This window comes from Sulfitobacter sp. UBA1132, from assembly GCF_002311545.1.
Classification (GTDB): Bacteria; Pseudomonadota; Alphaproteobacteria; order Rhodobacterales; family Rhodobacteraceae; genus Sulfitobacter; species Sulfitobacter pontiacus.
In genome coordinates this window covers 316,431-336,642 of the sequence record NZ_DCAN01000004.1, presented here as the reverse complement: position 1 = coordinate 336,642, position 20,212 = coordinate 316,431, and the positions used below count along the sequence as shown (strand labels likewise).

The following is a 20,212-nucleotide window of genomic DNA, read 5'->3' as shown; positions in this document are numbered from 1 at the left end:
GGTGTTCGCGACCCGCCGCAAACCCCTAATTGCCCCTGCGTCCCGCAAAAAGGCCGTTCGCACCCACGGCATGAATTACCCAACAAAAACAGTCGGAAAGATCGAAACCCCAGTCAAATATGGCAAATGCTGACGTATGGGAAATGCCGCATTGCAGCAATCACAAAACTGTGTGATTCAACCCTAGAATCCTCTTTGATACGCGTTATGATTACGTCAATATGAGGCCGGAAACGCCTGAAACATCATCGGAAACCAAATTGAACGCACCGCTTAAATCAGCGCAAACGATGCCCGTCGGGGTAGTCCTTCGCAAGTCACCCGGCGTGACGAAATGGGCGAAGGTCGTTTGGCGTGCGGTTTGTGTCCTGCCCGGTGCCGACCCCGCCGACTGGAAGCTGCTGCGTACCGAAGGCGAGGTGTCCGACTATCACGTGACCACTGTCCCGCTAACGCTGTACCGCTCTGACACCGAAGCCTATGTGCACGGGCTCGCCGCGCATGTGCCCTGCCTTTATGTCATCTGCCGCGAAACCCGCGACCCTGCCCGCCCGCTTGAGGTGGTGATGGTCACTGCCTCCCCCTATGAGGCGCAGGATTACAGCGACAATGGCGAAGATATCGTCGAAAAGGTCATGATGACCCCGCAGGTCCATGCCTGGATCAGCGCCTATGTCGACACGCACCACGAAGAAGAAGCCTTTGTGAAGCGTCGGCGCGACAAATACCAAGAGCCGAAGCAAGACGGGATCGGGGACGCGCGCATCTCGCAGACGACCGATGTCTACCGCGCACCGCGCACGTCGCGTTCGGGGTCCTCGCAATGACCCGTCACACATCCTTCTGGGATCGCCGCCGCGCTGCCGTCAGGGCAGAGGAAGCCGCCGCGCAGCAAGCCGCCGCAGAGCAGGCAGAGGCGCAGCATCAGGCCGCGCTGGCGGAAAAATCCGACGCCGAACTGCTGGCAGAGTTCGATCTGCCCGACCCTGACACGCTGAAAGCGGGCGATGATTTCTCGGCCTTTATGGCCCGTGCCATCCCCGAACACCTGCGCCGCCGTGCACTGCGCAAACTGTGGGTTTCCGATCCGGCACTGGCCTGTCTGGATGATCTGGTCGACTACGCTGACGACTATACCCAAGCCTCTGCCGTGACGAATTTCACCACCAGCTATGAGGTTGGCAAAGGGCTGCGCCGTCATATCGAAGATGTCGCGCGCAAGGCTGCGGCCGCGCTCGACACCGCCACCGATGCCGCAGAAACACCTGCTGAAACAGAGCCGACCACGCCCGTCGTTCCGGCAGAGGTCGACGCACCCGCCGTCGCCGTGGCCCAAGCGGATACCCCCGCAGAGCCCCCCGTCGCCGAAACAGCGATGGAAGAACCCGCAGCCCTGCCCCCGCGCCGCATGGCCTTTCGTTTTGAGGAGCAAAGCGCATGACCGCTGCCGCCCAAGCCACCCAAGTCTCTGCCGAAGATCGCCTGCGCGCTGATCTGTACAATTACCTTGGCGTGATGCTGGCCCGCCCTGCGGACCAGATGCTGCTGGACCAGACCGCCGGCCTGTCCGGCGATGACAGCCCGTTGGGCGAGGCGATCAACGGGCTTGCGCGTGTGGCCAAGGCCATGACGCCCAAGAAAGTGCAAACCGAATTCAACGCGCTGTTCATTGGTCTTGGCCGGGGCGAGCTGCTGCCCTATGCCAGCTATTACCTGACCGGCTTTCTGAACGAAAAGCCCCTCGCCGCCCTGCGCAGCGATATGGCCGCACAGCGCATCAGCCGCGCCGAAAACGTCTTTGAACCCGAAGACAACATCGCATCCCTGATGGAGATGATGGGCGGTATGATCGTCGGGCGCTTTGGGGCTCCGGCCAGCGACGCCACGCAGCGGGCGTTTTTCAACAAACACATCGCGCCTTGGGCGGGTCACTTCTTTACCGACCTGCAAGGGGCCAAGAACTCCGTCCTATATGCCGGGGTTGCCGCAGTCGGCAGCGCCTTCATGGACATTGAACGCGAAGCATTTCGTATGACGGCGGGATAACCGCACCACATCAGGCGGGGCTTCCCCCCGCATAACCAAGGAAAGGGGTACAACCCATGACCCAGGATACCAAAGGCACCAACCGCCGCAATTTCCTGAAACTGGCAGGGACAGCCGCACCGGCAGCCGCCGTTGCCGTGGCCAGCAGCGGCACCGCCGCCGAGGCGCAGCCAGTCGATCTGCAGTCGGACAAGATGCAAGATACCGCGCACACCCGCGCCTATCTGGAAAGCACACGCTTCTAATTCAGTGATCAACAACCCGCGCGCCTAACCACCGCGGGAGGAAAACTCAGCCCCGGTCCGACCCACACGGTCAGAGCACGCGGGCATCAAGGGAGACTATTATGCTTCGGAAAAAGACCAACGGGATGGCACGGCGGCCCCAGCGGGCGGGCATGCTATCCGACATCGCGGAAAAATCCGTTGACCGTCGCGCATTCCTGCGTGGATCCGGTCTGGCCATCGGCGGCCTTGCGGCGATCGCATCGACCGCGGGCTCTGTCACACAAGCGTCAGCTGCCACCGCCGTCAGCGGCGCGGTAGAGACGATCAAATCCGTCTGCACCCACTGTTCGGTTGGCTGTACCGTCATCGCCGAAGTGTCGAACGGCGTCTGGACGGGTCAGGAACCCGGCTGGGACAGCCCGTTCAACCTTGGCTCGCATTGCGCCAAAGGGGCGTCGGTACGCGAACACGCCCACGGTGAACGCCGCTTGAAATACCCGATGAAAAAAGAGGGTGGCCAGTGGGTTCGGATCAGCTGGGAACAGGCGATCAACGAGATCGGCGACAAGATGAACGTGATCCGCGAAGAAAGCGGTCCCGATTCCGTCTACTGGCTCGGCTCGGCCAAGCACAACAACGAACAGGCGTATCTGTTCCGCAAGTTCGCGGCCTATTGGGGCACCAATAACGTCGACCACCAGGCGCGTATCTGTCACTCCACCACCGTTGCGGGCGTTGCGAACACATGGGGCTACGGCGCCATGACCAACAGCTACAACGACATTCACAACAGCCAGGCGATCTTTGTCATCGGCGGCAACCCTGCCGAGGCGCACCCCGTGTCGCTGCTGCACCTGCTGAAAGCGAAAGAGCAGAACAACGCGCCGATGATCGTGTGCGATCCACGCTTTACCCGTACGGCGGCCCACGCGGATGAATATGTCCGCTTCCGTCCCGGTTCGGACGTGGCGCTGGTCTGGGGTATCCTCTGGCACATCTTCGAAAACGGATGGGAAGACAAGGAATTCATCCGCACCCGCGTTTGGGGCATGGACCAGATCCGTGACGAAGTCGCGAAGTGGACACCCGAAGAAGTCGAACGCGTGACCGGCGCACCTGCGTCGCAGCTTGAACGCGTTGCGCGCACCCTGGCCAACAACCGTCCCGGCACCGTGATCTGGTGCATGGGCGGCACGCAGCACAGCAACGGCAACAACAACACCCGCGCGTACTGCATCCTGCAGCTGGCTCTTGGCAACATGGGCACCGCGGGCGGCGGCACAAACATCTTCCGCGGCCACGACAACGTTCAGGGTGCCACCGATCTAGGCGTTCTGGCCGATACGCTGCCGGGCTACTATGGTCTGTCCGCAGGGGCATGGGCCCACTGGGCGCGGGTTTGGGAAGAAGACCTTGAATGGTTGCAATCCCGCTTCTCCAAGGCGTCGTTCAACGACACCTCGATGATGAACCTGACCGGTATCCCCGTGAGCCGCTGGATTGACGGCGTGCTGGAAGACAAGGAAAACATCGACCAGCCGGACAACACCCGCGCGATGGTTCTGTGGGGCCACGCGCCCAACTCTCAGACCCGTCAAAAGGAAATGGTCACCGCGATGGAGAAACTCGACCTGATGGTCGTTGTCGATCCATATCCAACGGTGTCCGCCGTGATGCAGGACCGCCAAGACGGGCTGTATCTGTTGCCCGCAACGACCCAGTTCGAAACCCGCGGCTCTGTCACCGCGTCCAACCGGTCGCTGCAGTGGCGTGATCAGGTCGTCGAGCCCCTGTTCGAATCCAAGCCCGACCACACGATCATCAAGCTGTTCGCGGACAAGTTCGGTTTCAGCGACCGTCTGTTCAAGAACATCGCGCTGGACGGGGACGAACCCAACATCGAGGACCTGACCCGCGAGTTCAACCGCGGCATGTGGACCATCGGTTACACCGCACAAAGCCCCGAGCGCATGAAGATGCACATGGCCAACCAGCACACCTTTGACCGCACCACGCTGCGCGCCAAAGGCGGACCGGCCGACGGGGACTTCTATGGTTTGCCTTGGCCCGCATGGGGCACGCCCGAGATGAACCACCCCGGCACAGCGAACCTGTACGATATGTCGCTGCCCGTTGCCGAAGGCGGTCTGACCTTCCGCGCCCGTTTCGGTGTGGAACGTGACGGGGACAACCTACTGGCCGAAGGCGTCTACAGCGCTGGTTCCGAGATCAAGGACGGCTACCCAGAGTTCACCATGTCCATGCTGCGTGAACTGGGCTGGGACAAGGATCTGACCGACGAAGAGATGGCCGTGATCAACTATGTTGCGGGCTATCCCGAAGGCCAACCGGCGAACGCAAAGCCGAATGAGGAAGTCGGTGAAACATCCCAGACCGGCGAGACCCCGTCGGACTATATCGCCGACACCGGTGGCGTGAACTGGAAAACCGACCTGTCGGGCGGCATCCAGCGCGTCGCGATCAAGCATGGCTGCGCCCCCTTCGGCAACGCCAAGGCCCGTGCCGTGGTCTGGACCTTCCCCGATCCGGTGCCAATCCACCGCGAACCGCTGTACACCAACCGTCGTGATCTGGTCGCAGACTACCCGACCTATGACGACAAGAAGTTCTGGCGCCTGCCCACCATGTATAAGTCCATCCAGGAGAATGACTTCTCCAAGGACTATCCGATCGTGCTGACCTCTGGTCGTCTCGTCGAATACGAAGGGGGCGGCGACGAAACCCGATCCAACCCCTGGTTGGCCGAGCTTCAGCAGGACATGTTCATCGAGATCAACACGCGCGACGCTAACAATCTGGGTGTGCGTGACGGGGCCGATGTCTGGGTCGAAGGCCCCGAAGGCGGCAAGGTCAAGGTGATGGCGATGGTCACGGAACGTGTCGAAAGCGGCGTGGCGTTCATGCCATTCCACTTTGGCGGCCACATGGAAGGCGTTGATTTGCGGGACAGATACCCAGAGGGGGCCGACCCTTACGTCCTGGGTGAATCCACCAACACCGCGCAAACATATGGCTATGACTCAGTAACTCAGATGCAAGAGACCAAAGCGACTCTCTGCAAAATCTGGACAGCGTAAGGAGACTATTAAGATGGCAAGAGCAAAGTTTCTCTGCGACGCCGAACGCTGCATCGAATGCAACGCCTGCGTCACGGCCTGTAAGAACGAACACGAAGTACCGTGGGGCATCAACCGCCGTAAGGTCGTCACCATTCAGGACGGCCAACCCGGCGAACGGTCGATCTCGGTTGCGTGTATGCATTGTTCCGATGCGCCCTGTATGGCGGTCTGCCCAGTAGACTGCTTCTACCAGACCGACGACGGCATCGTTCTGCACTCCAAGGATCTGTGCATCGGCTGCGGGTACTGCTTCTACGCCTGCCCCTTCGGCGCGCCGCAGTATCCACAGGCGGGCAACTTCGGGTCGCGCGGCAAGATGGACAAATGTACCTTCTGCGCCGGTGGCCCCGAGGAAAACCACTCCGAAGCGGAATTCCAGAAGTACGGCCGCAACCGGATCGCCGAAGGCAAGCTGCCGATCTGCGCCGAGATGTGTTCGACCAAAGCGCTGCTGGCCGGTGACGGCGATGTCGTCTCGGGCATCTACCGCGAACGCGTTGTCGCGCGCGGCTTTGGCTCGGGCGCCTGGGGCTGGGGCACGGCATACGAGCAAAAGGGCGGCTAAGCCCCCTTTCGCATATTCATGCTTTCCTTGGCCCGCTGGCACCTGCTGCTGGCGGGCCAACTATCTTTATCCTGTCGGAGGTCCCGATGACATTGCTGCGCGTTCTGCTGCCTCTCATATTTATTGTGTCCTTTGCCGGTCTTTCCGCCGCGCAAGACACCTCGGGCGATGCCTCGGTCTTGCAACCGGGCCAACAGTCGCTTGAAGACATCATGGCCCGCCAACGCGGCGAGGACGTGCCCTTAGGGGCCGAGCTTCCCTTACCGCTAGAGGGCAACCCGCCCCCGGCCGAATCTCACCTTGGACCGCTTGGTAGCGCATCCGATGCGGACCTGTGGCGCGAGATCCGGGCCGACGCCCTGCCCGACGCGCGCGCCAGCAACCGCGGACCTGCGGCCAAGGTCCTGATGCAGGACGGTGGCATGTGGTGGCTGAACTTCCGTCACGGCCCGCTGCTGACCTATGGCAGCCTGCTGTTGGGTGTCACCGTCGTGCTGATGGCGATTTTCTATCTGATCCGCGGACGTATCCGTATCGAACACGGGCGCGCGGGTATCACCATCGAACGGTTCAAATTCATCGAACGCTTCGGCCACTGGCTGATCGCAAGCTCGTTCATCCTGCTGGCCATCACCGGTCTGCTATCGCTTGCGGGGCGTAAACTGCTGATCCCGCTGTTCGGCCACGAGGCGTTTTCGACCTTCGCCATCGCGGGCAAGTGGATCCACAACAACGTGTCATGGGCCTTTATGCTGGGGCTGGTGATGGTGTTCGTCATGTGGATCGTCCACAATCTACCGGATCGCACAGACATCAACTGGATCCTCAAGGGCGGCGGGATCTTCGGCAAGGGTCACCCCCCCGCCAAGAAGTTCAATGCAGGTCAAAAGCTGATCTTCTGGGCCGTCATCATTCTGGGCACCTCGATCTCTGTCTCGGGTATTTCGCTGCTCTTCCCGTTCGAACTGACGATGTTCGAACCTACGCTGGCGCTGTTGAATGACATGGGCGTGCCGCAACTGTTGGGGCTTGGCACAATAGACGCCACGCTGACCCCGCAAGAGGAAATGCAATACGCCCAGCTGTGGCACGCCGTTATCAGCTTTGTCCTGATGGCGGTGATCATCGCGCATATCTATATCGGGACACTCGGCATGGAAGGCGCGTTCGAGGCGATGGGGTCGGGCGATGTCGATCTTGAATGGGCCCGCGAGCACCACAGCATCTGGGCCGACGAAGTTGTCGCGAAGCAGGGTAAACCTGCCTCTGGCACGCAGCCGGCAGAGTGATATGATGCACCCAACGCCCCCCACCCAGCGTGCCAATGCGCATCAACGAGGTACGGAATGAAAGCTTTTATCACTGCCATCGTCGCCTTGGTCATCCTTGCTGCGGGCATGAACTTTGCGTTGGACAACGCAGGGTTCTCCGCGGCCGAGCAGACCTCGTCTGATCGCAATGTCCGGCTGGGCGACTAAGACCGCATCCTATGCATAGCAAACTCCGACGGCCCGCCCGATGAATGATATCTGGGCGGGCCTTTCTTCTGCGTTCTGGCTGGTTGTTACCGGCGATCCCGACCTGATCGAGATTACGCTCAGGTCGTTGCAGGTCAGCCTGACGGCGCTGGTCATTGCCTCGACCATCGCGCTGCCCTTCGGCACATGGCTCGCCATCCGCCGTTTCCGCTTCCGCCGTACCGCGATTGCGGTGCTGAACTCCCTCATGGGATTGCCCCCCGTCGTGGTGGGATTGATCGTCTATCTGCTGCTGTCGCGCGCCGGTCCCTTCGGGGTGCTGGGGCTGCTGTTCACGCCCACGGCGATGATCATTGCGCAGGTGATCATTATCACGCCGCTCATCGCCTCTATCACCCATCAGGCGATGCGTGATCTTTGGGCCGAATACCACGATCTGCTGATCTCGCTGAACACCACCCCGACGCGGCGCATCTTGACGCTGATCTCGGACGGGCGGCGGGCCTTGTTGACGGCGGCGCTGGCAGGCTTTGGCCGAGCCATCGGCGAGGTCGGCGCGATCATGATCGTGGGCGGCAATATCGACCACGCCACCCGCGTGCTGACCACCGCCATCGCGCTGGAAACCGGCAAGGGTGATTTCGCACTGGCGCTTGGTCTGGGCTTTGTGCTGATCGCGCTGGCGCTGAGTGTGAACCTGATCATCCACGCCCTGTCGCGCACAGAAAGAGAGGGCAGATGGTGACCCCCCTGCTGCCCGCCCATATGCGCGACGTCAGCGTTACCCGCCGCGGCAAGCGATTGCTGGGCCCCGTGGACCTGACCCTTGGCAAAACCGGCTTCACGATCCTGCTGGGGCCCAATGGTGCGGGCAAGACGACATTCCTCAAGGCGCTGCACGGCCTTGAACGGCTGTCGACGGGCGCGGTCACATGGGCCGTTCCGGATGACCTTGCGCGGATGCGACAGGCCTATGTCTTCCAAAGCCCCGTGATGCTGCGCCGGTCGGTGCGCGCCAATCTGGGCTATCCTCTGGCGATACTTGGCCAGCCCAAGGCGCAGGTGAACAAAGCGGTAGAGGCATGGGCGGCTCGTATCGGCCTGACGCCCGCGCTGGATCGCCCCGCGACGGGGTTGTCCGGTGGCGAGAAACAAAAGCTCGCCCTCGCCCGCGCCTTGATCCGCACCCCCGAGATGCTGCTGCTGGATGAGCCCTGCGCCAATCTGGATGGCCGCTCCGTCAAGGATATAGAGGCGCTGCTGCAATCTGCCCATCACTCAGGGACGCGCATCGTGATGGCGACGCATGATCTGGGTCAGGCGCGGCGCCTTGCAACTGAAATATTGTTTCTGTTTAAAGGTCGCATTCACGAGGCTGGCCCGGCGCCCGATGCGTTTGACGCCCCGCAGACCCCGGAATTCAAATCGTTCCTGAATGGAGATATTTTGATATGAAATCCTTGATTCCCGCTCTTGTTCTCGCACTTGGCACCACGGCTGCGCAGGCGGACACCATGAAAATGGCTGTCACCACGTCCTTCAACAACTCTGGTCTGTCCGACGTTCTGCTGCCCGCCATCAAAGAAGATCTGGACCTTGACGTGCAACTGCTGATCGTCGGCACCGGTCAAGCCTTGCGCTTGGGCGAAGCAGGCGACGTCGATGCCATTCTGGTGCACTCCAAGAAAGCCGAAGAGGCCTTTGTCGCCGACGGCTATGGCACCCACCGCCGCGAGATCATGTATAATGATTTCGTCCTGATCGGCCCAAATGACGACCCCGCCGCGATCAAAGACGCAGAGACTGCGAAGGACGCGCTGGTCAAGATCGAAGCGGCCGAGACGCCTTTCGTGAGCCGTGGCGACGACAGCGGCACCCACAAGAAAGAACTCTCGCTTTGGGCCGGTGCTGATCTGGACCCCGCGACATTCAGTGAATGGTACAAAGCTGTCGGCGCGGGCATGGGCGCGAGCCTCAACACCGCTGCAGGGATGGGTGCCTATATCATGTCCGACCGCGCAAGCTGGCTGAACTTTGACAACAAGGCCGATCTGGCAATCCTCTTTGCGGGCGATCCGGTGCTGTTCAACCAATATGCCTATATTCCGGTGAACCCCGAGAAACACGCGCATGTAAACAAAGACGCCGCGGCCCAGTTGGAAGACTGGCTGGTCGGCGACCGCGCCAAAGACCTGATCGACAGCTATACGATCAACGGCGAAAAGCTGTTCACCTTTAACGCCGAGCAGTGATTTAAACGGTTTGAGAACCTCGCCATGCGCGGTATCAAGCCGCATGAAATCATTGATCATCCATATGTCCACCAGCACCGCGCGGCACGCCAATGTCGCGCGGTTGCTGCAGGATCTGCCCGATGCGCAGGTCGTCGAAGCGGTGAATGGCCGCGACCCTACGCAGGTCGCAGATGTGCGCACCCACTCTGGCAACATGCACAGCCCGTCCTATCCCTTCGCCCTGACACCGGCCGAGATCGGCGTCTTTCAAAGCCATCGCAAATGCTGGCAAATGATCGTCGATCAGGGCTGGGATTACGCGATGATTGTCGAGGATGACCTCGCCGTGTCGCGGCCAGAGTTGGACCGCGCGTTGCAACTTATCCACCAGAATATGACGCCCGATATGTACCTGCGCCTGCCGCCCAAGATGCGAGAGCTGCCCGCAGATGTCGTGGCGCGTGACGGCGATATGGCGTTGATCCTGCCCAAGCGGATCGGCTTGCAGTGTTGCTGTCAGGTGGTGGGGCGCGACGCCGCGCAGCGCTTGCTTGACGGATCGACCCAGATTGACCGCCCTGTCGATACATGGCTGCAGATGCATTGGGTGACGGGGCAAAAGCTCCACGCCCTGCTTCCCAATGGGCTAAGCGAAATCGCCAACCAGATCGGCGGGTCAACCATCCAGCAAAAAACCCGCACCAGCGGCAAGCTGATGCGGGAATTAAAGCGGGCGTGGTATCGCACGCAGGTTAAATTGCGACCTCAGAAAGCCTGAGATCCGGCCCTTAGCTGGGCGCTTTGGTGGTGCGCAGGTAGGGCAGGATCTTGTTGAAGTCGCCGAACTTCGCCTTGGCGTCGTCATCCGACAGGGTCGCGGGGATGATTACGTCGTCGCCGACATTCCAGTTCGCCGGTGTCGCCACGCCCTTGCCGGTCGAGGTCTGCAAGCCGTCCAGCGCGCGCAAGACCTCGGCAAAGTTGCGGCCCACGGTCATCGGGTAGGTCATCGACAGCTTCAGCTGCTTGTCCGGCCCGATGATGAACACGGCGCGGACTGTGGCGCTGTCGTTGGGGGTGCGGCCATCGGGCAGATAAGCGTCGGCCGGCAGCATGTCGAAGGCTTTGGCAACGGTCAGGTCGTTATCCGCGATGATCGGAAAGCCCGCTTTGGCACCGGCGAAGGTCTCGATATCGCCTTTCCACTTCTTGTGCTCTTCAACACCGTCCACGGAAATGCCCATCACCTTGGTGCCGCGCTTTTCCCATTCGTCGGCAAGCTGTGCGACTGCCCCGAATTCGGTGGTGCAGACCGGCGTGAAATCCTTTGGGTGCGAAAAAAGGATCGCCCAGCTGTCGCCCACCCAATCGTGCAGGCTGATCGTGCCCTGATCGGTTTCGACGGTCAGATCGGGGATGGTATCGTTGATGCGCAAGGACATAATATTCTCCGGCTTCATGGTTTCGGTTTGTCGTTCACCACTTATGTAGGACGTTGCGCTGCCGGTTTCACCCCCTCACTTGCGGGTCCCCAGATGTGGTGACATGGTACGCGCAACAGGCTGGGGGAAACGTCCCCGGCACCGCATGACAAAAGGAGTTTTCCCATGCTGGAGAAGCGCGAGTTTTACATCAACGGTGAATGGGTATCCCCCGCCAAGCCGAATGACTATCACGTGATCGACCCCACCACAGAGGAGCCCTGCGCGGTCATCTCGCTTGGGGATCAGGCGGATACCGATGCCGCGGTTGCCGCTGCCAAGGCCGCCCTGCCCGGCTGGATGGCGACGCCTCCGGCGGAACGCATCGCCCTGCTGGAAAAGCTGCTAGAGGTCTATCAGGCCCGCGCCGAGGATCTGGCCAAAGCGATGAGCACGGCTATGGGTGCGCCGATGGATCTGGCCCGCACGTCGCAGGTTGGTGCCGGTTCTTATCACCTAAGCAACTTCATCAAGGCCGCGAAAGAGTTCAAATTCGAACAGCCGCTTGGCGATCACGCCCCGAATGACCGGATCATCCGCGAAGCCGTGGGCGTTGCCGGTCTGATCACGCCGTGGAACTGGCCGATGAACCAGATCACGCTCAAGGTCGGCGCGGCGATCGTTTCGGGTTGCACGATGGTGCTGAAACCTTCCGAGGAAAGCCCGCTGGACGCGATGATCTTTGCTGAACTGATTGACGAGGCAGGCTTCCCCAAAGGGGTGTTCAACCTTGTGAACGGCGATGGCGTCGGTGTCGGCAGCCAGATGTCGTCGCATAAAGACATCGACATGATCAGCTTCACCGGCTCCACCCGCGCGGGCACGCTGATCTCGAAAGCAGCGGCGGATACGCTGAAAAAGGTCCACCTTGAACTGGGTGGCAAAGGCGCGAACATCATCTTCAACGATGCCGATGACAAGGCGGTCAAACGCGGCGTGCTGCATATGATGAACAACACCGGCCAGTCGTGTAACGCCCCCAGCCGTATGCTTGTGCAGTCGGATGTCTATGACAAAGCCGTCGAAGAAGCAGGCGCTGTGGCGTCGCAGGTTACCGTTGGTCCTGCCTCCGATGATGGGCGTCATATCGGCCCCGTGGTCAATGAATCGCAGTTCAACAAGATTCAGGACCTGATCCAGAAGGGCATCGACGAGGGCGCGCGTTTGGTTGCGGGCGGCACCGGACGGCCTGACGGGTTGAACCGCGGGTTCTTTGTCAAACCCACTGTCTTTGCAGACGTGACCCCCGACATGACCATCGCGCGCGAGGAAATCTTTGGGCCGGTTCTGTCGATCATGAAGTTCGACAGCGAAGAGCAAGCGGTCCAGATCGCCAATGACACGGTTTACGGTCTGACCAACTATGTCCAGTCGCAAGATGGCGAGCGTCGCAACCGTCTGGCGCGTCAGCTGCGGTCGGGCATGGTCGAGATGAACGGCCAAAGCCGCGCCGCAGGGTCGCCCTTTGGCGGCATGAAGCAATCGGGCAATGGCCGCGAGGGTGGCATGTACGGGATCGAGGACTTTACCGAGATCAAGGCCGTCTCGGGTTGGGCCGCTGAATAAGCTGTCCTTCGGACACGCTGTAAAAACCAAGGCCACCCTGCGGGGTGGCCTTTTTCGTCTGCGCCCTATGGCCTTTAGAACGGTGCCTTGGCGCGGATCTTGGTCGAATGTCCGCCCTGAGGATGGTTGAACCGCAGCTCCTCTGAATGGAGCATCAGGCGCGGATACGCCAACGCGGGCCCCGTGGCGTAAAACGGATCGCCCAGAATCGGGTGGCCGAGGCTCAGCATATGCACCCGCAGCTGATGGCTGCGCCCTGTCTTGGGGCTAAGGCGCACCCGCGCGGTGTCGCCTTCGTCTTTCAGCACACGCCAGTCGGTTTGTGCGGGTTTACCCGTTTCATGGCAGACCATCTGGCGCGGGCGGTTCGGCCAATCCACGATCAGCGGCAGATCAATGGTGCCGGTCTTTTCCTGCGGTACCCCCCAGACCCGCGCGACATAGGTCTTGCGCGTCATCCGCTTTTCAAACTGCAATCCCAGATGGCGCTGCGCATGGGGCGTCAGCGCAAAGATCATCACGCCCGAGGTGTCTCGATCCAGGCGATGCACCAGCAGCGCGTCCGGAAATGCATCCTGCACCCGCGCGATGAGACAATCGGCCAGATGCGGCCCCTTGCCCGGCACCGACAGCAAGCCCGCGGGCTTGTCGACAAGCAGCACTTCGGCGTCTTCATGCAGGACAACCAGCGGATCTTGGGGCGGATTATATTCTGTTTCCATAAGTGTCCGTCTCAGAGTTAGGGTAGGTTTTCAAGCCAATCTGTACCAAAGGACCCGGAATGCATCCTACTATTACCAAGATGATTGATGTTGTCGCCAAGGGGGATTCGGAAAAGATCGCCCCGCTGCTGGCGGAAGACGTCACCTTCATGCCGCCGACATATTACAAGACCTGGACCGGCCGCGCCCCTGTGGCAGCGGTCCTGGGACACGTCGGCAATGTCTTTAGCGATTTCAAATACCGCCGGATCATGGGGGAAGGCACAGATTGGGCGCTGGAGTTCCAGTGCAAGATCGGGGATCTGGATGCCGTTGGCGTCGATCTGATCACCCTGGGTGACGACGGTCTGATCGCCAAATTCGAGGTGGTGATGCGCCCCTATAAATCCATCGGTGCCCTACGTGAGGCGATGAACGCACGGGTGATGAAAGACCCCAGCTTCCTCGCTTTCAAGGACGCGCTGTCCTGAGCGAATGATATAATGATCGAGGGGCGCGACATGTCTGCGCCCCTCCTCCCCCCTTGTCACGCCGGTTTGTGCCGCATCTGCCGAAACAGCGAGATCGAATAGATCACCAGCGCCCCCCAGATCAGCGGAAAGGCAATCATGCGCGCGCGCCCAAAGGGTTCGTCAAAGACCAGCACAGCGCAAAGGAAGATCATCGTCGGCGCGATATACTGCAAGATACCGATGGTCGATAGCCGCAGCCGCTTGGCTCCGTTGGCGTAAAAGATCAGGGGCACCGCCGTGACCACGCCGCAGCCCACCAGCATCCACGTATTAAACGGCACGCCCTGACCAAAGTGGTTTTGCCCCGTCATGATCAGGTAAACCAGATAGGCCAGCGCAGGGGCCAGCAGGATCAGGACCTCAAGCAGGAAACCCTGGTTCGGCCCGATCGGCAGCCGCTTTTTCGCCAGCGCATACAGCCCGAACGTGAATGTCAGGCTCAGTGCGACCCAAGGGAAGCGACCGGAATCGAGCGTCAGGATCGCGACGGCGACGGCTGCCAGCCCGAGTGCCGCAAGCTGAAGTCTCGACAGACGTTCCCCCAGCAGCAACGCCCCCAGCAGAATGCTGAACAACGGGTTGATGTAATAGCCCAAGGCCGCGTCCAGCGCATGACCCGAGTTCACCGCCCAGATGTAGATGCCCCAGTTGACCGAGATCAGCGTCGCCGTGACACAGCCCATCGCCAAGGTACGCGGCGACCGGAACGCCTCGCGCAGGGTGGCGGTGCGCCCCAGAAGGATCAGCACCAATGCGCCCACGGGCACTGACCAGATGACCCGGTGCACGACAATCTCTGCCGCGGGAATATGGGCGATGGCCTTCATGTACAGCGGCAGAAACCCCCAAAGACCATAGGCCCCAATCGCAAAGGCAAGCCCTTGGGGCGTGTCCTCGGGCGGGGCGGGCTGGGTGTTGGATAGGGTATCTGGGTTGCGCATATCGTGTCTCCTTGGGGTCTGCTTACGCCCGCAGGACCGCAGGGACCAGAGGGAAAGACTGACCCAAGGGCACTTGTCCCACAGGCGCGCGGGAACAGCCCTTGATCACCCCTTAGGCATCGGCGTATGCGCGCTGCCCAACAGCACCCCGTAGATGATAAAGCTGACCGCCATCACGCGGCGGAACCAGACGTTGAACACCGCTCCCAAGGCAGCCCGCCCCAGCCCCGCCCCAAGCGCCGTAAACCCGGTATAGCTGGCCGCGGTCAGGGTCAGCGCCGTCGGCACGATCACGATCATCTGGTCCCAGATCGGGACATCCGGCTGCACGAACTGGCTGAAGGCCGCAAGATATCCGGCGACCGATTTTGGGTTGATCGTCGCAATCGCAAAGGCACGCCAATAGACCGACGCGGCGGGACGATCCTCCATCACCACGGGCTTGCCCGCCAGGACCAGCCCGCGCACGCCCAGATAGATCAGAAACCCTGCCCCGATCATCTTGGCCACGAAGAACCCCGTGGCCGAGGCCGTCAGCAGCGCCGTCACGCCAATCGCTGACAGCGCCAGAAACAGCGAGGCCTGCGTCAGGATCGCCAGCACCCCGACCATCGCCCGCGCGAAGCCCAGGTTCATCCCGTTGCTGATACAGTTCACCGCGTTCGGCCCCGGCGTGGTGACAAACACCACCCAGAACAGGGTAAACACGAGCCAAGCGTCAAAGCTCATGACATTTCCTTTGATCGACGGGCAGGATCACCGGCCTAGGCGTTTGCGAAAACAGATTTCAGAATCGCGGCGAGTTCATCGGCGTCGGTCTGGTCAAACGCGGCGGGCTGGTTGCTGTCGATATCAAAGACACCCAGCAGCTCTCCGGCGCCGTTCCAGACGGGCAGGACCAGTTCAGACCGCGTGGAGGACGCGCAAGCGATGTGGCCCGGAAAGGCATCCACATCCGCAACCAGCTGCGTTTCGCCGGTGCGCGCGGCAGCACCGCACACCCCACGCGCGAAGGGGATCACCAGACAGCCATGCCCGCCCTGATAGGGCCCGATCTTAAGCAGCTCTGGCGCGGTCACACGGTAGAACCCCGTCCAGTCAAAGCGGTCGTCGGCGTGGTGCACCTCGCAGGCGACGGTGGCCATCAGCGCCACGCTGTCGGTTTCGCCGTCGGTCAAAGCGTGGAGGGTTTTGGAGAGGGTAGGATAGTCAACGCGCATAAAAGTGCCTTTTGTTACTGTCGGACCGGGGGGCTGTCTGCCCCCCGACCCCCGAGGATTTAGTCCATTTGGAAAATCAGGGGCGTTCGATCGCAATCGCGGTGCCTTCACCGCCGCCAATGCAGATCGCCGCGATACCCCGTTTCAGCCCGCGCTTTTCCAGTGCGTTCAGCAGGGTCACGATAATACGTGCGCCAGAGGCCCCGATGGGGTGGCCAAGCGCACAGGCACCGCCGTTCACGTTCACGATGTCATGGGACAGCGCCATTTCATGCATGAAGGCCAGCGGCACGACGGCAAAGGCCTCGTTCACTTCCCACAGATCAACGTCGTCTTTCTGCCAGCCCAACCGGTCCAGCAGTTTCTGCGCCGCCGGTACGGGCGCGGTAGTGAAAAGCCCCGGTGCCTGCGCGTGACTGGCGTGGCCGAGGATATGCGCGCGGACATTCAACCCTTGGGATTTGGCTGCGGTTTCAGATGCCAGCACCAATGCCGCCGCCCCGTCCGAGATGGAAGACGCATTCGCCGCCGTGACTGTGCCGCCCTCGCGGAAAGCGGGTTTGAGTTCGGGGATCTTCTCGGGCCGTGCGTTGCCGGGCTGTTCATCCGCCGAGATGGTGACCGACCCTTTACGCGATTTCAGATCAACCGCTGCGATCTCGTCATCGAACGCGCCGCTGCTTTGCGCGTCGAGCGCGCGGGACAGAGAGGCCAGCGCATAGTCATCCTGCACGGCGCGGGTGAATTGAAATGTCTCGGCGCAGTCTTCGGCAAAGGTGCCCATCAGGCGGCCCTTGTCATAGGCGTCTTCCAACCCGTCGAGGAACATGTGATCGATCACCTGACCGTGCCCCAACCGCGCGCCGCCGCGCATTTTCGGCAGCACATAGGGCGCGTTTGTCATGCTCTCCATCCCGCCGGCGATCATGGTATCGGTCTGACCCAAGGCGATCTGGTCGAAGGCGATCATCGCCGCCTTCATCCCCGAGCCGCACATCTTGTTCAGCGTTGTCGCCGGCACCTCTTCGCCGAGACCTGCCTTGAAGCCGGCCTGACGCGCGGGAGCCTGGCCCTGCCCTGCGGGCAACACACAGCCCATCAGCACCTCATCCACGGTATTGGTGCCGGCACCATCCAGCGCCGCCTTGATCGCATGCCCCCCCAGATCGGCCGCGGTCAGATCGGCAAAAGCCCCCTGAAACCCGCCCATCGGCGTCCGCGCAGCCCCTGCTATCACGACTTTTTCCATTTCGTCCCCTCCCCGGGAAATGATCATCTTTTGGTAAGGTATCGGCGCTATGTCTTCTGGCGTCCGGGACACCTTGGAGATGACCATATGAAACTCTCAACCAGAACAGAAGGGCAGCTGCAAATCATATCCGTGATGGAAGACCGTATTGATGCCGCCGTTGCCCGCGCCTTTAAGGAAGCCATGCGGGATATGATCGAAGATGGGCCACCGGTGGTTATTCTGGATCTGGGACAGGTGAACTTTATTGATTCCAGCGGGCTTGGCGCGGTGGTGGCGACGCTGAAACTTCTGTTGCCGGACCGCAGCCTGACGCTGGCGGGGCTGACGCCCTCGGTTGATCGGGTGTTTCGATTGACGCGGATGGACAGCGTGTTTCCCCTTTTCCCCACATTGGACGCCGCACTGGCCGCGCAGGTGCCCGCATGAGCGCCCCGAACCGGAACGAAGGCACAGTGGGTCAGGCGGATACCCCCTATGGGTTCGAGGTGACGTTGGAAGCCTCTGCCGATGCGGTACGCGCGGCCCTTGGACATATCCGCACAGAACTGGCCGATCGGGGACTATCGCAAGAAAACCTCGAGATTGTGGAACTGGTGCTGGCCGAGACGTTGAATAACGTGGTCGAACACGCCTATGCCGGATTGCCCCAAGCGGGGTTAATCGGGGTGCGCGGGGCCTATGCGCCTGATGACTTGCGGTTTCGCATCACCGATCTGGGCAAACCGATGCCGGGGTTCACCCTCCCCCCGGGTGAAGCATTCGATGTGCTGAAACTTGCTGACGAACTGCCGGAAGGGGGATTCGGCTGGAGCCTGATCCGGTTGCTGAGCTGCGAGCTGGAATATTCGCGCACCGGTGATATGAACCTGCTGGCGCTGCGCATTCCGCTTGCCGCCGGATAAGCTGGGTTTGGGGGCCGCCACTAGGGGGGCCTTTGCCGCCAGGGGTTAAGTATTGGTCACCTTTGGGGCAGCTTGAAGCAACGCTTCGCAATAGCGCCTCAAAGGTTTCATAATTCCGCCCAGCTTTGCGGGCAACGTCGGTTCTGTAGCTGCATATGGCTTCCCTCGGCGTTGCGTTTTAATAGCCCCCACCCAGTACGCAACGCCGAGGCACATTTACTGTGCCCAGCTCCCCTTTAAGAGCCCAGTTCCCCTTTAAGTGCCCAACTGCCCTTTAGTGATTGCCCGCCCGTCCTGCACCGCGCTACGTTCAGGCCGATGACAGCAACCTGAGGCCAATGACATGCGCGACTTTCACCTTCCCGGACGATCCCCCGTTCTGGCGAGCAATGGCATGTGTGCCACGTCCCATCCTTTGGCCGCAAAGACCGCTGTCGATATTCTTGAGCGGGGCGGCAACGCGATGGATGCCGCGATTGCCGGTGCCGTGCTGCTGGGGATTTGCGAGCCGCAGATGACCGGAATCGGCGGGGATTGCTTTGTGCTGTACTCGCCAGCGGGCAGCGACGAGGTGCACGCGCTGAACGGATCGGGCCGCGCCCCTGCTGCGTTGGATGCCGCCCATTTGCGGGACGCTGGTGAAAAGACGGTACCACTGCGCAGCGCCCACGCCGTGACCATTCCCGGCGCGATCGACGCGTTTTGCCACCTGTCCGACACCATCGGCACCATGGGTCTGGACACGATTCTTGCCCCTGCGATCCGCTATGCCGAAGAAGGCGTACCCGTCGCGGCACGTGTCGCCTTTGATTGGGGTAATGATGCGGGCACCTTGCAGGGGGCCGCACGCGATTTCTATCTGACCGGCGGCGAGGCCCCAAAGACCGGCGACATCTTCCGCGCCCCCGGACAGGCCGAAGTCCTGCGTCGCATCGCCAAGGACGGGCGCGATGCCTTCTATTCCGGTGAGGTGGCCGAAGATATCGTCGCCTCTCTCAATGCGATGGGGGGCAAGCACACGGCAGAGGATTTCGCCGCCACCGCTTGCACCCCCGGTGAGCCCCTTGCCTCCACTTATCAGGGCGTTGAGGTGCTGGAACATGCGCCGAACGGTCAGGGGGCCACAGCACTGTTGATGATGAACATGCTGTCGCATTTCGACATTGCATCCATGGATCCTTGGGGCGCGGAGCGTGTGCATATCGAGGCGGAAACCGCCAAGCTGGCGTATGATGCGCGCAATCGTTTTCTGGCGGACCCGGACCATACCGCACGTCTGGCCCATATGCTTGCGCCCGAAACGGCGCAGGAGCTGGCGGCGTTGATCGACCCGAAGAAAGCCATGCCCGACCCCGTCGCCCTGTCAGAGGCGGTGCATAAGGATACGATCTATATCACCGTGGTGGACAAGGATGGGATGTCCGTGTCGTTGATCTATTCGATCTTCCACGGTTTCGGGTCGGGCATCGCGTCGGATAAATTCGGTATCCTGCTGCAAAACCGCGGTGCGGGTTTCACCCTTGACCAAGGGCACGCGAACGAGCTGAAGGGCGGCAAGCGGCCGATGCATACGATCATTCCGGGGATGATCAAACGCGACGGTAAGGTGATCATGCCGTTTGGCGTGATGGGCGGGGCCTACCAGCCCAATGGCCACGCGCGTTTTGTCTCTAACCTGACGGATTTCGGGCTAGACCCTCAGGCCGCCATCGACGCCCCCCGCGCGTTTTCCGACAATGGCGTCCTCAAGGTCGAACGCGGGTATAGCGATGCGGTCCGCGCCGAGCTGGCCGAGATGGGGCATAAGGTCGAAATTCCGGCCACAGCCATCGGCGGCGCGCAGGCGATCCAGCTGCATGACAACGGTTTGCTGGAGGGGGCGAGCGACGCACGCAAGGATGGGTGTGCCCTGGGCTATTGAAACAG

The 20,212-nt window shown here is 61.3% G+C and carries 23 protein-coding genes; 17 read left to right on the top strand and 6 right to left on the bottom strand.

Annotation, left to right across the window (positions count from 1 at the left end; translation table 11 throughout):
- Positions 1 to 290: 290 nt before the first annotated feature.
- The 12 genes from B4F27_RS02555 to B4F27_RS02500 all read left to right on the top strand — a co-directional run bounded on the left by B4F27_RS02555 (position 291) and on the right by B4F27_RS02500 (position 10,468).
- Positions 291 to 827: a DUF3305 domain-containing protein gene (locus B4F27_RS02555; RefSeq protein WP_286758813.1), complete on the top strand. Its 537-nt coding sequence runs from the start codon at positions 291 to 293 to the stop codon at positions 825 to 827.
- The gene (locus B4F27_RS02550) at positions 824 to 1,441 is read left to right on the top strand and encodes a DUF3306 domain-containing protein (RefSeq protein WP_286758770.1); all 618 of its coding nucleotides are present in this window, start codon (positions 824 to 826) and stop codon (positions 1,439 to 1,441) included. Before B4F27_RS02555 ends, B4F27_RS02550 begins: the two co-directional genes overlap by 4 nt.
- Complete coding sequence (locus tag B4F27_RS02545; RefSeq protein WP_009825482.1) at positions 1,438 to 2,046, top strand: TorD/DmsD family molecular chaperone; 609 nt, start codon at positions 1,438 to 1,440, stop codon at positions 2,044 to 2,046. Before B4F27_RS02550 ends, B4F27_RS02545 begins: the two co-directional genes overlap by 4 nt.
- Positions 2,047 to 2,102: 56 nt before the next feature.
- Positions 2,103 to 2,291: a twin-arginine translocation signal domain-containing protein gene (locus tag B4F27_RS02540; RefSeq protein WP_005850294.1), complete on the top strand. Its 189-nt coding sequence runs from the start codon at positions 2,103 to 2,105 to the stop codon at positions 2,289 to 2,291.
- A 101-nt stretch (positions 2,292 to 2,392) separates the two neighbouring features.
- Positions 2,393 to 5,371 (top strand): formate dehydrogenase subunit alpha, encoded by a 2,979-nt coding sequence (locus B4F27_RS02535; RefSeq protein ID WP_286758769.1) that lies wholly within the window; start codon positions 2,393 to 2,395, stop codon positions 5,369 to 5,371.
- Between the two features lie 13 nt (positions 5,372 to 5,384).
- Positions 5,385 to 5,978, top strand: coding sequence for a formate dehydrogenase FDH3 subunit beta (fdh3B, locus tag B4F27_RS02530; RefSeq protein WP_005850298.1), 594 nt, complete (start codon positions 5,385 to 5,387; stop codon positions 5,976 to 5,978).
- Between the two features lie 86 nt (positions 5,979 to 6,064).
- On the top strand, positions 6,065 to 7,267 hold the full coding sequence (locus B4F27_RS02525) for a formate dehydrogenase subunit gamma (RefSeq protein WP_286758768.1): 1,203 nt from the start codon (positions 6,065 to 6,067) through the stop codon (positions 7,265 to 7,267).
- Between the two features lie 57 nt (positions 7,268 to 7,324).
- Positions 7,325 to 7,456 (top strand): hypothetical protein, encoded by a 132-nt coding sequence (locus B4F27_RS02520; RefSeq protein ID WP_005850301.1) that lies wholly within the window; start codon positions 7,325 to 7,327, stop codon positions 7,454 to 7,456.
- Between the two features lie 40 nt (positions 7,457 to 7,496).
- Positions 7,497 to 8,201: an ABC transporter permease gene (locus B4F27_RS02515; RefSeq protein WP_037942756.1), complete on the top strand. Its 705-nt coding sequence runs from the start codon at positions 7,497 to 7,499 to the stop codon at positions 8,199 to 8,201.
- Positions 8,195 to 8,911, top strand: coding sequence for an energy-coupling factor ABC transporter ATP-binding protein (locus B4F27_RS02510; protein WP_286758767.1), 717 nt, complete (start codon positions 8,195 to 8,197; stop codon positions 8,909 to 8,911). Before B4F27_RS02515 ends, B4F27_RS02510 begins: the two co-directional genes overlap by 7 nt.
- The gene (locus B4F27_RS02505; RefSeq protein ID WP_286758766.1) at positions 8,908 to 9,708 is read left to right on the top strand and encodes a substrate-binding domain-containing protein; all 801 of its coding nucleotides are present in this window, start codon (positions 8,908 to 8,910) and stop codon (positions 9,706 to 9,708) included. The genes B4F27_RS02510 and B4F27_RS02505 overlap by 4 nt, the downstream gene beginning before the upstream one ends.
- A gap of 43 nt (positions 9,709 to 9,751) precedes the next feature.
- Positions 9,752 to 10,468, top strand: a complete 717-nt coding sequence (locus B4F27_RS02500; protein WP_286758765.1) for a glycosyltransferase family 25 protein — start codon at positions 9,752 to 9,754, stop codon at positions 10,466 to 10,468.
- A 10-nt stretch (positions 10,469 to 10,478) separates the two neighbouring features.
- On the opposite strand, the gene B4F27_RS02495 is transcribed toward B4F27_RS02500, so the two are convergent.
- A complete protein-coding gene (locus tag B4F27_RS02495; RefSeq protein WP_037965330.1) occupies positions 10,479 to 11,132 on the bottom strand; it encodes a peroxiredoxin in 654 nt (217 codons plus the stop codon).
- A gap of 165 nt (positions 11,133 to 11,297) precedes the next feature.
- Here B4F27_RS02495 and B4F27_RS02490 point away from each other — a divergent pair, with 165 nt between their 5' ends.
- Positions 11,298 to 12,737 (top strand): aldehyde dehydrogenase family protein, encoded by a 1,440-nt coding sequence (locus tag B4F27_RS02490; RefSeq protein ID WP_286758764.1) that lies wholly within the window; start codon positions 11,298 to 11,300, stop codon positions 12,735 to 12,737.
- A 74-nt stretch (positions 12,738 to 12,811) separates the two neighbouring features.
- On the opposite strand, the gene B4F27_RS02485 is transcribed toward B4F27_RS02490, so the two are convergent.
- The gene (locus B4F27_RS02485) at positions 12,812 to 13,459 is read right to left on the bottom strand and encodes an RluA family pseudouridine synthase (protein ID WP_005850315.1); all 648 of its coding nucleotides are present in this window, start codon (positions 13,457 to 13,459) and stop codon (positions 12,812 to 12,814) included.
- Between the two features lie 59 nt (positions 13,460 to 13,518).
- Between B4F27_RS02485 and B4F27_RS02480 the strand changes: the two genes are divergently transcribed.
- Complete coding sequence (locus tag B4F27_RS02480; protein ID WP_037942746.1) at positions 13,519 to 13,929, top strand: nuclear transport factor 2 family protein; 411 nt, start codon at positions 13,519 to 13,521, stop codon at positions 13,927 to 13,929.
- 56 nt (positions 13,930 to 13,985) lie between these two features.
- On the opposite strand, the gene rarD is transcribed toward B4F27_RS02480, so the two are convergent.
- The 4 genes from rarD to B4F27_RS02460 form a co-directional block, all read right to left on the bottom strand.
- Positions 13,986 to 14,912: an EamA family transporter RarD gene (gene rarD / locus B4F27_RS02475; RefSeq protein ID WP_074636388.1), complete on the bottom strand. Its 927-nt coding sequence runs from the start codon at positions 14,910 to 14,912 to the stop codon at positions 13,986 to 13,988.
- A 105-nt stretch (positions 14,913 to 15,017) separates the two neighbouring features.
- Positions 15,018 to 15,641: a LysE family translocator gene (locus tag B4F27_RS02470; protein WP_286758763.1), complete on the bottom strand. Its 624-nt coding sequence runs from the start codon at positions 15,639 to 15,641 to the stop codon at positions 15,018 to 15,020.
- Positions 15,642 to 15,676: 35 nt separating this feature from the next.
- Positions 15,677 to 16,132 (bottom strand): GAF domain-containing protein, encoded by a 456-nt coding sequence (locus B4F27_RS02465; protein ID WP_286758762.1) that lies wholly within the window; start codon positions 16,130 to 16,132, stop codon positions 15,677 to 15,679.
- Between the two features lie 76 nt (positions 16,133 to 16,208).
- Positions 16,209 to 17,381, bottom strand: a complete 1,173-nt coding sequence (locus tag B4F27_RS02460; RefSeq protein WP_286758761.1) for a thiolase family protein — start codon at positions 17,379 to 17,381, stop codon at positions 16,209 to 16,211.
- 87 nt (positions 17,382 to 17,468) lie between these two features.
- Between B4F27_RS02460 and B4F27_RS02455 the strand changes: the two genes are divergently transcribed.
- From B4F27_RS02455 to B4F27_RS02445, 3 genes are all read left to right on the top strand, one after another.
- Positions 17,469 to 17,810, top strand: a complete 342-nt coding sequence (locus B4F27_RS02455; protein ID WP_037965335.1) for an STAS domain-containing protein — start codon at positions 17,469 to 17,471, stop codon at positions 17,808 to 17,810.
- Positions 17,807 to 18,286, top strand: coding sequence for an ATP-binding protein (locus B4F27_RS02450; RefSeq protein ID WP_037942732.1), 480 nt, complete (start codon positions 17,807 to 17,809; stop codon positions 18,284 to 18,286). Before B4F27_RS02455 ends, B4F27_RS02450 begins: the two co-directional genes overlap by 4 nt.
- 343 nt (positions 18,287 to 18,629) lie before the next feature.
- The gene (locus B4F27_RS02445) at positions 18,630 to 20,207 is read left to right on the top strand and encodes a gamma-glutamyltransferase family protein (protein WP_286758760.1); all 1,578 of its coding nucleotides are present in this window, start codon (positions 18,630 to 18,632) and stop codon (positions 20,205 to 20,207) included.
- Positions 20,208 to 20,212 lie beyond the last annotated feature (5 nt).

Bases quoted from the DNA above. Each gene is read 5' to 3' on its own strand.
- B4F27_RS02555 (WP_286758813.1), top strand. From the start codon at position 291: ATGCCCGTCGGGGTAGTCCTTCGCAAGTCACCCGGCGTGACGAAATGG.
- B4F27_RS02550 (WP_286758770.1), top strand. From the start codon at position 824: ATGACCCGTCACACATCCTTCTGGGATCGCCGCCGCGCTGCCGTCAGG.
- B4F27_RS02545 (WP_009825482.1), top strand. From the start codon at position 1,438: ATGACCGCTGCCGCCCAAGCCACCCAAGTCTCTGCCGAAGATCGCCTG.
- B4F27_RS02540 (WP_005850294.1), top strand. From the start codon at position 2,103: ATGACCCAGGATACCAAAGGCACCAACCGCCGCAATTTCCTGAAACTG.
- B4F27_RS02535 (WP_286758769.1), top strand. From the start codon at position 2,393: ATGCTTCGGAAAAAGACCAACGGGATGGCACGGCGGCCCCAGCGGGCG.
- fdh3B (WP_005850298.1), top strand. From the start codon at position 5,385: ATGGCAAGAGCAAAGTTTCTCTGCGACGCCGAACGCTGCATCGAATGC.
- B4F27_RS02525 (WP_286758768.1), top strand. From the start codon at position 6,065: ATGACATTGCTGCGCGTTCTGCTGCCTCTCATATTTATTGTGTCCTTT.
- B4F27_RS02520 (WP_005850301.1), top strand. From the start codon at position 7,325: ATGAAAGCTTTTATCACTGCCATCGTCGCCTTGGTCATCCTTGCTGCG.
- B4F27_RS02515 (WP_037942756.1), top strand. From the start codon at position 7,497: ATGAATGATATCTGGGCGGGCCTTTCTTCTGCGTTCTGGCTGGTTGTT.
- B4F27_RS02510 (WP_286758767.1), top strand. From the start codon at position 8,195: ATGGTGACCCCCCTGCTGCCCGCCCATATGCGCGACGTCAGCGTTACC.
- B4F27_RS02505 (WP_286758766.1), top strand. From the start codon at position 8,908: ATGAAATCCTTGATTCCCGCTCTTGTTCTCGCACTTGGCACCACGGCT.
- B4F27_RS02500 (WP_286758765.1), top strand. From the start codon at position 9,752: ATGAAATCATTGATCATCCATATGTCCACCAGCACCGCGCGGCACGCC.
- B4F27_RS02495 (WP_037965330.1), bottom strand. From the start codon at position 11,132: ATGTCCTTGCGCATCAACGATACCATCCCCGATCTGACCGTCGAAACC.
- B4F27_RS02490 (WP_286758764.1), top strand. From the start codon at position 11,298: ATGCTGGAGAAGCGCGAGTTTTACATCAACGGTGAATGGGTATCCCCC.
- B4F27_RS02485 (WP_005850315.1), bottom strand. From the start codon at position 13,459: ATGGAAACAGAATATAATCCGCCCCAAGATCCGCTGGTTGTCCTGCAT.
- B4F27_RS02480 (WP_037942746.1), top strand. From the start codon at position 13,519: ATGCATCCTACTATTACCAAGATGATTGATGTTGTCGCCAAGGGGGAT.
- rarD (WP_074636388.1), bottom strand. From the start codon at position 14,912: ATGCGCAACCCAGATACCCTATCCAACACCCAGCCCGCCCCGCCCGAG.
- B4F27_RS02470 (WP_286758763.1), bottom strand. From the start codon at position 15,641: ATGAGCTTTGACGCTTGGCTCGTGTTTACCCTGTTCTGGGTGGTGTTT.
- B4F27_RS02465 (WP_286758762.1), bottom strand. From the start codon at position 16,132: ATGCGCGTTGACTATCCTACCCTCTCCAAAACCCTCCACGCTTTGACC.
- B4F27_RS02460 (WP_286758761.1), bottom strand. From the start codon at position 17,381: ATGGAAAAAGTCGTGATAGCAGGGGCTGCGCGGACGCCGATGGGCGGG.
- B4F27_RS02455 (WP_037965335.1), top strand. From the start codon at position 17,469: ATGAAACTCTCAACCAGAACAGAAGGGCAGCTGCAAATCATATCCGTG.
- B4F27_RS02450 (WP_037942732.1), top strand. From the start codon at position 17,807: ATGAGCGCCCCGAACCGGAACGAAGGCACAGTGGGTCAGGCGGATACC.
- B4F27_RS02445 (WP_286758760.1), top strand. From the start codon at position 18,630: ATGCGCGACTTTCACCTTCCCGGACGATCCCCCGTTCTGGCGAGCAAT.